General features: G+C 26.7%; 15 protein-coding genes. 10 read left to right on the plus strand and 5 right to left on the minus strand.

Annotation, left to right across the window (positions count from 1 at the left end; translation table 11 throughout):
* Positions 1 to 33: 33 nt before the first annotated feature.
* Positions 34 to 1,413, minus strand: coding sequence for a DUF4832 domain-containing protein (locus FRIFI_RS05800; RefSeq protein WP_166505285.1), 1,380 nt, complete (start codon positions 1,411 to 1,413; stop codon positions 34 to 36).
* Between the two features lie 239 nt (positions 1,414 to 1,652).
* Here FRIFI_RS05800 and FRIFI_RS05805 point away from each other — a divergent pair, with 239 nt between their 5' ends.
* From FRIFI_RS05805 to FRIFI_RS05840, 8 genes are all read left to right on the plus strand, one after another.
* Complete coding sequence (locus FRIFI_RS05805) at positions 1,653 to 2,489, plus strand: class I SAM-dependent methyltransferase (RefSeq protein ID WP_166505286.1); 837 nt, start codon at positions 1,653 to 1,655, stop codon at positions 2,487 to 2,489.
* 198 nt (positions 2,490 to 2,687) lie between these two features.
* A complete protein-coding gene (locus tag FRIFI_RS05810; protein ID WP_092926167.1) occupies positions 2,688 to 2,951 on the plus strand; it encodes a hypothetical protein in 264 nt (87 codons plus the stop codon).
* A gap of 317 nt (positions 2,952 to 3,268) precedes the next feature.
* Positions 3,269 to 4,531 carry a 4Fe-4S dicluster domain-containing protein gene (locus tag FRIFI_RS05815; RefSeq protein ID WP_166505287.1) on the plus strand — a complete coding sequence of 421 codons (1,263 nt, stop codon included), beginning with the start codon at positions 3,269 to 3,271 and terminating at the stop codon, positions 4,529 to 4,531.
* Positions 4,532 to 4,625: 94 nt separating this feature from the next.
* Complete coding sequence (locus FRIFI_RS05820) at positions 4,626 to 5,732, plus strand: DUF362 domain-containing protein (protein WP_166505288.1); 1,107 nt, start codon at positions 4,626 to 4,628, stop codon at positions 5,730 to 5,732.
* A gap of 169 nt (positions 5,733 to 5,901) precedes the next feature.
* Entirely contained in the window at positions 5,902 to 6,657 is a 756-nt protein-coding gene (locus FRIFI_RS05825; protein WP_166505289.1) for a MerR family transcriptional regulator, read from the plus strand.
* Between the two features lie 177 nt (positions 6,658 to 6,834).
* Positions 6,835 to 7,353 carry an FmdE family protein gene (locus FRIFI_RS05830; RefSeq protein WP_166505290.1) on the plus strand — a complete coding sequence of 173 codons (519 nt, stop codon included), beginning with the start codon at positions 6,835 to 6,837 and terminating at the stop codon, positions 7,351 to 7,353.
* Positions 7,354 to 7,398: 45 nt separating this feature from the next.
* The gene (locus FRIFI_RS05835) at positions 7,399 to 7,989 is read left to right on the plus strand and encodes a class I SAM-dependent methyltransferase (RefSeq protein ID WP_166505291.1); all 591 of its coding nucleotides are present in this window, start codon (positions 7,399 to 7,401) and stop codon (positions 7,987 to 7,989) included.
* Between the two features lie 27 nt (positions 7,990 to 8,016).
* Positions 8,017 to 8,538 (plus strand): ECF transporter S component, encoded by a 522-nt coding sequence (locus tag FRIFI_RS05840; protein WP_166505292.1) that lies wholly within the window; start codon positions 8,017 to 8,019, stop codon positions 8,536 to 8,538.
* Between the two features lie 109 nt (positions 8,539 to 8,647).
* Here the strand turns inward: FRIFI_RS05840 and FRIFI_RS05845 are convergent, their stop codons facing one another.
* Together FRIFI_RS05845 and megL are read right to left on the minus strand one after the other, a co-directional pair.
* A complete protein-coding gene (locus FRIFI_RS05845; RefSeq protein WP_092926153.1) occupies positions 8,648 to 10,042 on the minus strand; it encodes a Na+/H+ antiporter NhaC family protein in 1,395 nt (464 codons plus the stop codon).
* A gap of 89 nt (positions 10,043 to 10,131) precedes the next feature.
* On the minus strand, positions 10,132 to 11,325 hold the full coding sequence (gene megL / locus FRIFI_RS05850; protein ID WP_166505293.1) for a methionine gamma-lyase: 1,194 nt from the start codon (positions 11,323 to 11,325) through the stop codon (positions 10,132 to 10,134).
* Between the two features lie 364 nt (positions 11,326 to 11,689).
* On the opposite strand from megL, the gene FRIFI_RS05855 reads away from it, so the two are divergent.
* Positions 11,690 to 11,911: a hypothetical protein gene (locus FRIFI_RS05855; RefSeq protein WP_092926149.1), complete on the plus strand. Its 222-nt coding sequence runs from the start codon at positions 11,690 to 11,692 to the stop codon at positions 11,909 to 11,911.
* 214 nt (positions 11,912 to 12,125) lie between these two features.
* Here the strand turns inward: FRIFI_RS05855 and FRIFI_RS05860 are convergent, their stop codons facing one another.
* Entirely contained in the window at positions 12,126 to 12,599 is a 474-nt protein-coding gene (locus FRIFI_RS05860) for an ImmA/IrrE family metallo-endopeptidase (RefSeq protein WP_092926147.1), read from the minus strand.
* A 122-nt stretch (positions 12,600 to 12,721) separates the two neighbouring features.
* Positions 12,722 to 13,114 (minus strand): helix-turn-helix domain-containing protein, encoded by a 393-nt coding sequence (locus FRIFI_RS05865; protein ID WP_092926145.1) that lies wholly within the window; start codon positions 13,112 to 13,114, stop codon positions 12,722 to 12,724.
* Between the two features lie 225 nt (positions 13,115 to 13,339).
* Between FRIFI_RS05865 and FRIFI_RS05870 the strand changes: the two genes are divergently transcribed.
* The gene (locus FRIFI_RS05870) at positions 13,340 to 13,558 is read left to right on the plus strand and encodes a helix-turn-helix transcriptional regulator (RefSeq protein ID WP_242871327.1); all 219 of its coding nucleotides are present in this window, start codon (positions 13,340 to 13,342) and stop codon (positions 13,556 to 13,558) included.
* The last annotated feature ends 11 nt before the right edge of the window (positions 13,559 to 13,569 follow it).

Here is a 13,569-nt window from a genome sequence, read left to right on the forward strand (position 1 = left end):
TTTATAAATATATATTATCTAAGTTTTAATATATTAATTAACAGTTATTTCTCCTAATTTAAAGTAATTAGGTATTATTTCATTATTATTAGCAAATTTAATACTAGGTTTATTATTAGATGGATCTAATATAGATAAAGCTATATTATAATTTCCACTAGATATATGTGAAGGTAATTTTATAGACGTATTAAAGTTTATATTTCCAGGTAACCAAGTTGTGATATCTTCATCAATATTTAAACTATAAATAATATTATTATTTTTGTCTATTAATGAAATATTTACAGGCCATTTATAATAAAAAGGAGCCACACCTTCATTTTTTATATTAATATTAAGTTTAAGATTATCATTAGGATTTAAGTTATTATTAAATTTTACAGTATCTATAACATATCTATACCCTAAGGTTTTTAGTACTTTATCAAAATTATACTGAAATTTCCCTTTTTTATCAGCAGGACAGTTAGGGCCTATATAGGTTATATGAGTATCTTGTATTTGCTTTATAGTATTATCTATAGAAAAATCTTTTAAAAAATTCATTCCAGAGTTACCACTTGCAAATTCACCACCAGAAGGTGCATTTTTCCAAAAATCTTTCATAGAAGGTTGATCAACCTTTGTTAGCCAATCTGTATATCCATCATTTAGCCAAGATATAAATTCTTTTGTAGAATGTTTATTACCAAGCATATCATTAAATAATCCCATATTATTATCTCTAGCTACTTTGAATGGCCTTCTCATTAATAATTTTTTATTATCAAAGTATTTTACATAATGAGAAGCATAAATATTTGCTATTTCTTGTCTAGGAAATGGTATGAAAAAATCATTTGATTGATAAGTATGCCATTCTCCCCAATGACCTATACTACCTAGAGCTACAAATGCTATGTCAGAAGATTTATTGTATCTATTTGATAAAGCTTTTATGGCTTCTTCGTGATACTTGATTAATTTTTTATTTTCATAGTTTGGGCTAAATCCACTACCATAAGATATATTATACCAAGTACCGTCCTTATCAATTTCTTTATACAACCAGTTAGGGATATACATTTTGTTTTCACTGTTAGGTAAGTCCATAACTAGTCTTATTATTATTTTTACATCTTTGCTTTTCCAATAATCAAAGTTATATTTTTTTTCTATATAATCAAAATCGTATACTCCTTTTTTAGGTTCTAGTTCGCTAAAATATATATTTGCATAAACTAGTTTGTGTGGTTGAGTGTAATCTGTATATTGTGCATCAGGTGCCCATCCCATAAAAGGATTATTTAAAACTGCATCTGATTTAGGTGGAGTATATGTATTTTTAGTATTAGTTTTACAAGATACAGCAGTAGTTGATATAAGTATAAGTGACAATGATGTTAAAAGTGCTTTTATGCGTAGATTCATAATTTCCTCCAAATATTAGGTTCTATAGTTTATTATACCTAATATTTAATAAATTTAGGAATATAAAAATAAGAGTTAAATAGCTATAAATATAAAATATGTTGAAGTTTGTTAAAAAAAATACTATCATTAAATTAGCAGGATTTATAATATAAAGTCATAAGGGTTTTAATCTATAATAGATTTGTCTTTATGGCTTTTTGTATTAAAATTAATTTTTTGTTTATCAGAGGTGGAGTATGGAGAATTTAGAGTATTGGAAAAAGGAATGGATTAAAGTAGGTAAAGAATATATTTTAAACAAAAACACAGAAGATAAAAATATAAAGGTTTGGGATGAATCTTCAAAAAATTATGATGAAACAATTTGTAATAATAGAGTTAAGGATGTTATAGAAAATTTAAAATTAAAGGGATATATTAATGAAAATAGTGAGGTATTAGATATTGGCTGTGGTACAGGCTCATATTCTATAGAATTAAGTAAAATATGCAAAAAAGTATATGCACTTGATTATTCAGATTGTATGCTTAATATTTTAAAAGAAAAGATAAAAAGCAATAATATAGATAATATAGAAATTATTAAAGCTAATTGGAATGATATAAACTTAAACAAAGAGAATATGTATAAAAAATTTGACTTAGTAATAAGTAGCTTAAACCCAGGATGTTATAACCCAAATAGTTTATTAAAAATAAATGAAGCTTCAAACAAAAGTTGTTGTTATATAGCAACAGATGGAAAGTCAAAAGATGATGTTTTAGAAAAGGCAGATGAATTCATATTAGGAAAAAGGCTAGAATTTTGTGGAGTAAGTGATATTATATATCCATTTAATATATTATATTTTAGTGGTTATAGACCTAGTATTTTTTATACAGGTACTACTTGGAAATATAAAACAAGTTATGAAGGTTCAGTAAATAAATTAAAAAATAGATATAAAGATTACTTAGATAAGCATGAAATCATAGATAAAATAGAAAAATTTGTTAATAGAGAAATTAAAGATGGTACATTTTATCATGAAAGCAAAGTAACTTTAGGGGTTATTACTTGGGAAGTTATGTAAAAATATAAAAGAAAAATTAAATATCTAAATAATAATTACAAAATTTAGTATAATAGCAAATTTTAATTAGAAATTATAATTTTAGAAAAAAAATATAAAAAAACTAATAATATGTTTATGATGATATTTTATGGGTATCTATAAACTATCAACAAGAAAGTTGAACTTACATAAAATATTAGTCAGGAGATGTTAAAAATGACATTTAAATCAGAAGTAAAACATATTGAAGAAGAATTAAAAAAAGATGCTGAATGTTTAAAGTATGAACATGAAAGCAGAAAAGAGTTTAAAGAAGAAAAGCACGAAGCACATAAATTTGCAAAAGAATTAAAGCATCAAATGAAAGAAGAAGATAAAGAAGCAAAAAAAGAAGCAAAAGAAATAATAAGAGAAGTTAAAAAAGAAGAAAAAGAACTAGTAAAAGAAGTAAATAAAGAATTAAAAGATGAGCTATTATAATTAAATGGATAATATATAATGAGCAACTTCATATTAATTGAAGTTGCTCATTTTTTAGTATTAAGAATTATTTATGATAGAAAAATTTTGGACTTTTATTTATATAGTAAATTTATGTTATTTTACTTTTATTAAGTAGATGCATTTTATTAAATATAGATAATTAATAAAAAAATTATAATTTCGTAAAAAAGATAATAAATATAAAGCTTTAAAGGAAATTTATAGAAATATAAAGAATATATATAAAAAGTTTTAGTTATTAATATTAGATAATATGTAAATAATTAAATCATATAAATTTAAGAGGTGATAATATGAGCCATATAAGTGCTAAAAATGCTTATAAAAGCTTAGAGGAAAGATTAAATAAATTTCCGCAAGGGGTACCACCATCTAAAACACTTTATGACATATTAAAGGTACTATTTACAGAAAGGGAAGCAACTTTAGTAGCACAACTTCCAATAAGACCATTTAGAGTAAAAACAGCAGCTAAAATATGGAGTGTAAGTGATAGTGAAGCTTTAAAAATATTAGACTCACTTGCTGCAAAGGCAATACTTTTAGATCTAGAAGATGATAAAGGTAAAAAATATATTCTGCCACCTCCTATGGCAGGTTTTTTTGAGTTTGCACTAATGAGAACAAGAAATGATATAGACCAAAAACTTTTAGGTGAACTTTACTATCAATATATGAATGTAGAAGAAGATTTTATAAAAGATTTATTTTATTCGGCAGAAACTAAATTAGGAAGAGTTTATGTACAGGAAGAAGTTTTAACTAATGATGATGAAATAACTATACTTGATTATGAAAGAGCAACACATATAATAGAAACTGCAAGCCATATAGGGGTTAGTATGTGTTATTGTAGACATAAAATGGAACATGTAGGAAAGGCTTGTGATGCACCTATGGATATATGTATGACCTTTAATAATACTGCAAATTCTTTAATTAAAAATAACTTTGCAAGAAGAATAGATGTATCAGAGTGTAAGGAATTACTTCACCAAGCTTATGAAAGTAATTTAGTACAATGTGGAGAAAATGTACAAAAAGGAGTAAATTTTATATGCAATTGTTGTGGATGTTGCTGTGAAGCATTAGTTGCTGCAAGAGAGTATGGAAGTTTACAACCAGTAGCTACTAGTAGCTTTATACCGTATATAGATTATGATGAGTGTATAAACTGTAAAAAATGTCTAAATACTTGTCCTATATATTCAATAGTAGAAGTAAAAGATAAAGACAAAACTACTATAAAAATAGATGAGGATATATGTCTAGGATGTGGAGTGTGTGCAAGAAGCTGTCCTAAAAAATGTATACATCTAAAAAAGCGAAAAGAAAAAATAATAACTCCAGCATCATCAGCTCATAGAGTGGTACTTATGGCTATTGAAAAAGGACAATTACAAAATTTAATATTTGATAAAGGAGCGCTTCATAGTCACAGAGCTATGGCTTCAATACTTTCTAGTATACTTAAGCTATCTCCTATACATAAAGCTATGGCAAGTGATCAGATGAAATCTATATATTTAGATAGATTACTTAGAGTAAAAAAATAAAAATTATACTTAGTAATCTTAAGATTATTACTTAAAATAAAAGAAAAAATAGATATAATTATTATATAAATAAAAGGGTAAGGGGATAAGGTAAATGCAAAAATCAAAAGTATATTTTACTAATTTAAGAACAGACCAAAATACAAGTTTACTTATGAAATTAGAAAATCTTATAAAAAAAGCAGGGATAGAAAACATTGACTTTAATGGAAAATTTAGTGCTATTAAAATACATTTTGGAGAACCTGGAAATCTTGCATATTTAAGACCAAACTATTCTAAGGTAGTTGTAGATTTAATAAAGAAAAATGGAGGAAAGCCATTTTTAACAGATTGCAATACTTTATATGTAGGAAGAAGAAAAAATGCACTAGAACATTTAGATGCAGCATATGAAAATGGATACAATCCATTTACAACAGGATGTCATATAATAATAGGTGATGGGCTTAAAGGAACAGATGAAGTCAATGTTAAAATAGATAAAGAGTACATAAAAGAGGCAAAAATAGGTCAGGCAATAATGGATGCTGATATAATAATATCTATGAATCACTTTAAAGGTCATGAATCAACAGGATTTGGTGGTGCGCTTAAAAATATAGGTATGGGGTGTGGTTCTAGAGCAGGTAAAATGGAAATGCACTGTAGTGGTAAGCCTAAAATTAAAGAAATAAAATGTGTATCTTGTGGTGCCTGTAAAAAAGTATGTGCACATGATGCTATTAGTTTTAACGAAAGCAAAAAAGCAGCTATAAATCATGATAAATGTGTAGGATGTGGTAGATGTATAGGAAATTGTAATTTTGATGCAGTAGGTACTACAACATTTGAAGCTAATGATATATTAAATAAAAAGATAGCAGAGTATACTTATGCAGTACTTAAAGATAGACAACATTTTCATATAAGTTTTGTAATAGATGTAAGTCCTAATTGTGATTGTCATTTTGAAAATGATTTAGCTATAATACCTGATGTAGGTATATTTGCATCATTTGATCCAGTAGCACTTGATATGGCTTGTGTAGATATGGCAAATAAACAAAGTGTAATAAGTGGAAGTTATTTAGATGAGAAAAAACATAATACACACGATCATTTTATAAATACACACCCTGAAACTAATTGGGAAGTATGTGTTGACCATAGTGTAAGTCTTGGTATAGGAAATAAAGAATATGAATTAATAGAAGTATAAAACAATAAACTAGCTTAAAGTCTATACTAGATTTGAGCTAGTTTTTTATTTTATTAATTCTTATATATACAAAATAAATGATAAAATTAAATATTTTAAGATAATTATATAAAAAACTATTTACTCTAACATAATGTTATAGAATAGAATTTCATTAGGAGGTGTAAAAATGTATAAAATAAGTGAAGTATCAAAATTAACAGGCATAAGTGTAAGAATGTTACACCACTATGATAGTATAGGTATATTAAGTCCAAGTAGAGAAAATGAATCTAACTATAGATATTACAGTGAAGATGATATATTAAGACTTTATCAAATACTAGTATTTAAGGAATTAGACTTTAAATTAAGCGAAATAAAAAATATATTAGATGATAAAAATTTTGATATAGAAAATGCCTTAAGGGTACAAAGAAAACTTATAATGAAAAAGAAAGAAAGGCTAGAAAATATAATAGATTCTATTGATGAAACAATAAAAAATTTAGGAGAGAATAATATGAGTAAAAAGAATTTTAACGCTTTTAGTTATGATGATATTAAAAAGCATGAAGAAAAGTACAAAGAAGAGACAGAAAGAAGATATAAAGATAGTGATGCTTATAAAGAAAGTAGGGAAAAGACATCAAAGTATTCAAAAGAAGACTGGGAAAAAATAAGTGAAGAAGCTAATAATATATATATTGAGCTAGCAAATTTAATGGATAAAAATCCAGATGATGAAGAAGTTCAAGTATTAGTACAAAAATGGAGAGATCATATAAGCAATAATTACTATAACTGTACGGTAGAAATATTTAGAGGATTAGCTCTTATGTATGTAGCAGATGAAAGATTTACTAAAAATATAGATAAGTATAAAGAAGGGCTTGCTAAATTTTTAAGTGATGCTATGAATGTTTATTGTGATAATAAAAAGTAGTGATAATTTTAAAATACTAAAAATATTAATAAATAAAATGTTTGTTGACAAATAATGCATAAATATATACTATTTATATTGAAAAAAGAATTATTAAATTTAGAAATTAAGCCATGAAGGTTTACACGAATAATATAAGTGTATCTTCATGGTTTTTGTTTTTGGGGGAGAAAACTTATGAAAACTTGGGAAGAAGTAATCAAATTTCATGGACATGAATGTCCAGGGCTAGCTATAGGGTATTTAGCTTCTAAAGGAGCTAAAGAATACTTAGAATTAGAATTTTCTGAGGATGAAGAGATTGTTTGTATAGCTGAAAATGATGCATGTGGATTAGATGCAATACAATTAATGCTTGGATGTACTATAGGTAAGGGGAATTTACTTATAAGACTTAGAGGAAAAAGTGTTTATCATTTTTATAATAGAAAAAATAATAAATCTGTTAGAATGTCATTAAAAAACAAAAGTAAGAACTTATCAAGAGAGGAATATAAAAATTTTTTGATAAAGGCTGATCCAAAAGATTTATTTGAATTTAAACCAACTAATATAAAACTTCCAGAAAAGGCTAGATTATTTTTATCCGATACTTGTGAAATATGTAAAGAGAAATCATCGGAACAATTTATAAGACTTCAAGAGGGAAAGAAGGTTTGCTTAGATTGTTACAGTGATTATAAAAGATTTTTTTAGATATTACTAAGATGGAAATAATTTATCAAATGGAGGAGATATTCTATGAATCAAGTACAGTTTTTTGATAGTATAGCAAAAGATTGGGACAACATAATAGAAGTAAATGAATTAAAAATAAATACTCTTTTATCTAAGATAAATATTAAAGATAATCAAAGTATATTAGATGTAGGAACAGGAACTGGCGTATTAATACCTTTTTTAAAAAAATTAAATAAAACTGGATTTATAAAAGGTGTTGATATATCTATTCAAATGCTAGGTATAGCAAAAGAAAAGTTTAAGGATACTAAAAATTTATCTTTTGAGGTATTAAATGTTGAAAACGATAAGGTATATGAAAAGTTTGATAAAATAATTTTATATTCAATGTTTCCACATTTACAAAATAAAACGTTAACTATTAAGTCATTAGTAGAAAATAATTTAAAAGAAAATGGGCAACTTATGATAGCTCATTCTAATAGTAGAGAGTTTTTAAATAATATGCATAAAGAAAAAGATGAAACTGTTAAAAATGATAGGCTTATATGTGTTAAAAAACAAAAGTCATTATTTGAAGATGTAGGGTTAAATGTAAGTGAAGCTTTTGAAAATGATGAAATTTATTATTTAATAATAGATAAAAATTAATAATTTAACTTTTAGGGGGATATTTTTATGAAAACAAAAAAAATAATTTTATCGGGAATATTTATTGCATTTGGAATTATATTACCTATGTTTTTCCATACATTTAATATGGCAGGATCAATATTTTTACCAATGCATATACCAGTTTTAATAGGTGGATTTTTATTAGGACCACTTTATGGAGGATTAGTAGGATTATTGACACCTATATTAAGTGGGTTTATGACAGGTATGCCACCATTAGTTCCAGTTATGCCTATAATGGCTTTTGAATTATGTGCATACGGAGTTATAAGTGGATTTTTATTTGAAAAAACTAATAAAATATATATAAGTCTTATAGGTGCTATGATAGGTGGTAGATTATTTGCTGTTTTGGGGGCATTCATTGTTTCTTTAACTATAGCACCAAAAGTTAGTCCATTTATGTTTGTATTTGGAGATTTAGCTAAAGCTATTCCTGGAATGCTTATACAACTAATATTTATTCCAATTTTAATTAAGTTTACAACTAAAAATCCAGAGATAAAGAGAAGCTTAGCTTCTTAAAAATTATATAAGATAAAAAAATAGATTTTCAAAATATTAAAAATAAAAGAGTAGGTAAAAATTTACCTACTCTTTTATTTTATAAAATATAAAAATTTATATATATCTATTAATTTTGAATACTCTCACTACCAATATTTTTAATTTTACTTTCAGGCATTTCACTAGAAAAATTCCAAGGATCTCTTACGATTAATTTGTTTGCAAATGGTATGAAAGTTGAAAGTAGTGTTGAAACCAATAACAATTGACAGAACCAAACTAAAGGCATAACTTGCATAGGAGATACTTTTCCATTTGTGAAACTAGTTAAAATCAACATTTGAGCACCATAAGGTAAAAATCCTTGTAAAATAGAAGAAACAGTACTTAAAATAGCAGCGCTTCGTCTAGGGTCAACTTTGTATCTATAACAAAGCTTTTTAGCTACAGGTCCATTTATTATAATGGCAACTGTATTATTTGCAACAGCTATATCTGTTAAGGCAACCAAAACACCTATACCAATTTCTGCTGATTTTTTATCTTTAATAAACTTTTGAACAGCTACAAGAAGTGCCTCTATACCACCAGCATGAGTTACCATTTCGGCAAGACCACCTGTTAAAAGAGATAACAAGAAGATATCTGTCATATTTGTAAAACCTGTATAAATACTTTTTACAAAAGTTAATATTGTTAAATCCCCATAATACATTCCTATTGCTCCAGCTAAAAATATTCCCCCAGTTAAAACTAAAAATACATTCATTCCAGCAACTGCTAATACCAATACAAATAAATAAGGTAAAACTTTAACTAAGTTAAAATCATAAGCTTGAATTGTAGTAGGAACTTCTGGCTTACCAAATACAAATAGTAAAACAATTGTAATAATGGCAGGAACCAAACTTAAATAAAAGTTTATTCTAAACTTATCTTTCATATCACATCCTTGAGTTCTTGTAGAAGCTATTGTAGTATCTGAAATTATAGAAAGGTTATCTCCAAGCATGGCTCCACCTAAAACACAAGCCATTACAAGGGGAAGAGAAGCACCAGTTTTTTCAGCTACTGCAACTGCAATTGGACCAATTGCTGCAATACATCCTACTGAAGTACCTGTAGCAGTAGATATGAAACCAGAAATTAAAAATATACCAATTACGATAAATTGTGAAGGTATGTATGTTAAACCTAAGTTTACTGTTGAATCAACGCCTCCCATTTGTTGGCAGACACTAGCAAAGGCTCCAGCTAATAAATATATTACACACATTATTATAATGTTTGAGTTACCACAACCTTTAACGAAAATATCAAATTTTTCATCAATGGAACCTTTAATTAAGAAAAAAGCTGCTAAGACACCACAACTGACAGCTACTGGGGCTGGGAATTGATAAAAGGCCATTTCTACGCCTTGAGCTTGAAGAATTATACCACTTCCTAAATAAACTGCTATAAAAACTAAAAATGGAATTAAAGCTTTAAAACTCGGTTTGACTTTTTCTTCTTTTCTCATAAGAATTCTCCTTTTGAATTAAAATTGTGACAATTAAGACTTTAAAAAAATTGAACCTAGCTTAATTAAACTAGGTTCAATTTTAAAGCTTAAAGTAAATCTAAGGCTTGTTTTAAATCATCTATTATATCTTCAGGGTCTTCAAGACCTACAGAAATTCTTATTAATCCATCTGAGATTCCAGCTTCAGCTCTTTCCTCAGCTGTATAAGGAGAGTGAGTCATTGAAGCAGGATGTTGTATTAATGTCTCGCAATCACCTAAGCTAACTGCAAGAGTACATAATTCTAAAGAGTTAAGTAATTTTTTACCTGCCTCTAAGCCACCTTTAACTTCAAATGCTATCATACCACCTGGTAAATGCATTTGTTTTTTAGCTAATTCACGTTGAGGGAAGCTTTCAAGTCCAGGATAGTTAACTTTTACTACATTTTTATGTCCTTCTAGGAATTTAGCAACTTCTAGTGCATTTTTACTATGTTTATCCATTCTGATTTGTAAAGTTTTCATACCTCTTAATATTAAGTAAGCATCAAATGCGCTAAGTACAGCACCTGTCATATCTTTAACACCAAATAATCTTACTTGGTTTATAAAGTCTTGTTTACCAACAACAAAACCTGCTATAACGTCTCCATGTCCGTTTAAGTACTTAGTTGCAGAGTGAAGTACAACATCAGCTCCCCATTCTAGAGGTCTTTGTATGTAAGGTGTACAGAAAGTATTATCTACCATAACTATACAATCTTTCTTTTCATGAGCTATTTTAGCAACAGCTTCTATATCTATTAATTTTAAGTCTGGATTTGCTGGAGTTTCTAAATAAACAACTCTAGTATTTTCTTTCATAGCAGCTTTAACTTCTTCTAAATTAGTAGCATCTACAAAAGTTACTTCAACTCCATATCTTGTTAAGCCATGATTTAATAATGCAAATGTACATCCATATAATGTCTTAGACGCAACTACATGGTCTCCTGCTTTTAAGGCTGTCCATAATGCTGAAGATATAGCTCCTATTCCTGATGCAGTAGACATACAAGCCTCTGCGCCTTCTAGTAAAGCTACTTTTTCTTCTAATTGAGCATTAGTTGGATTTCCTAATCTTGAGTATATGTATCCACCTTCTTGAAGTGCAAATCTTCTTCCACCTTGTTCAGCACTATCAAATACAAATGTTGATGTTTGGCATATTGGTGTAGTTAATGCTCCAGATACAGGATCTTTATGATGTCCTCCATGTATCGCTTTTGTAGCAAATCTTTTGTTTTTTAAGTTTTCCATAGTAATTCTCCTCCTAGATTTTGATTAATATAGTAGTGTCTTACTTCATGAAAACGATTGCTGCTGTTTTCTTTTTTAATATAACACTATTGTAATTTATTGGCAAATTAAAAAATAGGTATGAAACTTAAAATAATAAAAATTTTTTAAACTTAATTTAGATAAATCTTGACTATAGATTATTTAGGCTTAAAAAAAAATTTATATATATAAATTTTACTTTATTTATTTAAAAATTAATATAAATTTTACTTTAGTTATTTAAAAATTATTCAAAAATTTAAAAATTATTTAAAAATTTAAAAATATATATTAAAAATATAACTATGATAAGCACATAAATAGTAAGCTGGAGAGATATTAAATGAAAAAAATTATAATAATATCATTTAGAAGATTAGAAAATATTGATAATTTAATTTATAATAATAATTGGACACAGTGCATAATATTGAGAAATAGGTTTAATTATGAAACATTTAAAACATCCACTCAAATAATAAAAGATGAATTAAATAAGATACATAAATTTATAGATATTCTGGACATGTTTATATTTATGACACTATCAAGTAGACACTCATAAAAAAAGCTTATGCGGCATGTGTTTCATATTCAATTGAACTCATGCCGCTATTTATTTGTTACTACTAAAAGTAGTTAGTCTTAAAAATATATGAGGGATATTAAAACATGTTTTCTATATTTTTAAGACTAAAGCAATAATAATTAATAAAAAACAAACTTATGTTCTATGAAAAGGCAAAAAAATAATTAATTACAGTATTGTTGTTATCTTATTACCAAAACTTATTTAATCTTTTTCTAAAATTATTAAGTTTAAGTTCAACAAACCTTTCAGGAACTTTTTCACAACTTGCTATAAATCCATTGTTTCTACCCATATATTTATAATATATATCATCACTTAGTAAAAGCTCAGAAGCTAAAGTATCAGCTTCTATTTCTAGAGTACCAAGTCTAAAATATGTATAAGTAGCTAAAAATAAAGTATTAGTAGTAGGATGAAGTATAGCATGTCCTAACTCATGAGCATAAACCTCACGACGAACTTCATCATTTAAATCAGGATGAATAAGAATGACTTTATCCCCATTAATCATGCCATAACATCCTTTTAATTTATTTATATCTGTATCATTAGGTAAAAAACCTAATTTAATCCCCATTGCATCTATAAGTTCTTTTGGATCAGAAGTATCATAACAGTATGTAATTCTTCTAATTGCCTCTCTTATATGATTTATATTCACTAAAAGTCCTCCCCCTTTATAATCAATATATAAGTTTACTTATCTTAAGCTATATGCTGGTTATATAATTAATAATGACTTTATTTAAGTAGGTATGTAGATATATACATACCCACTTAAAATTAATCATTATCTTTTTCTAGGGCCATTAACATACCAACCTTCATAGCTTTTAGTATGTGATCTATATCTTCTTTAGTAGCAGGTTTACCATAAAGCATTAAACCGTCTTGCTTTAACATTTCTTTAGTATTTTCATATATACTTTCAACGTTTTTGTTCATATCGTCTTTTAAAGTCTTATAATTTCTAATATCTGTTATACCAAGTAAATAGTCAGTAGATACTTCTAAAATTTCTGCTAACTTTGAAAGTGTAGCAGCTTTAGGTTCTCTAAGTCCATTTTCATATCTTGATAGAGTTGCTTCATTTATTTCAGCTTTTTCGCACAATTCCTTTTGATTCATACCTAAATAACGTCTTGCCTTTGTTATTCTTTCTCCGATGCTTTCCATTAATATCACCTCTAAAAATATTATAGTATATATTTACCAGTAAGGAAAGAAAAATTAACAAATGGTAAGATACAAATATATATTACCATAAAGTAATATATATTTACTAAATGGTAAAATAAAGCGTAAATTTATACAAATGGTAAAGTTTTTTCTTGACTATGGATATTACTTCCAGTTAATATTAAATTACAGAAAGGCAGTAAAGTTATGGAGGGGATAAAATTGAAATTAAGATTACTTAAATCAAAGAGGGTACTTAAGGGGTTATACCAATATGAGCTAGCAGAGAAGATGGGAATTTCTCATAAGACATACAACTTTAAGGAAAATGGCAAAATAGTGTTTACTGTTGAAGAGATATTAAAAGTAATTGAATGTTTGGATTTAACACTTGATGAAGCTAATGATATTTTTTTCTTTAATAAATTACCAAAAAGCTAAAAAATTTTTAA

The organism is Romboutsia hominis, assembly GCF_900002575.1.
GTDB classification, from domain to species: domain Bacteria; phylum Bacillota; class Clostridia; order Peptostreptococcales; family Peptostreptococcaceae; genus Romboutsia_C; species Romboutsia_C hominis.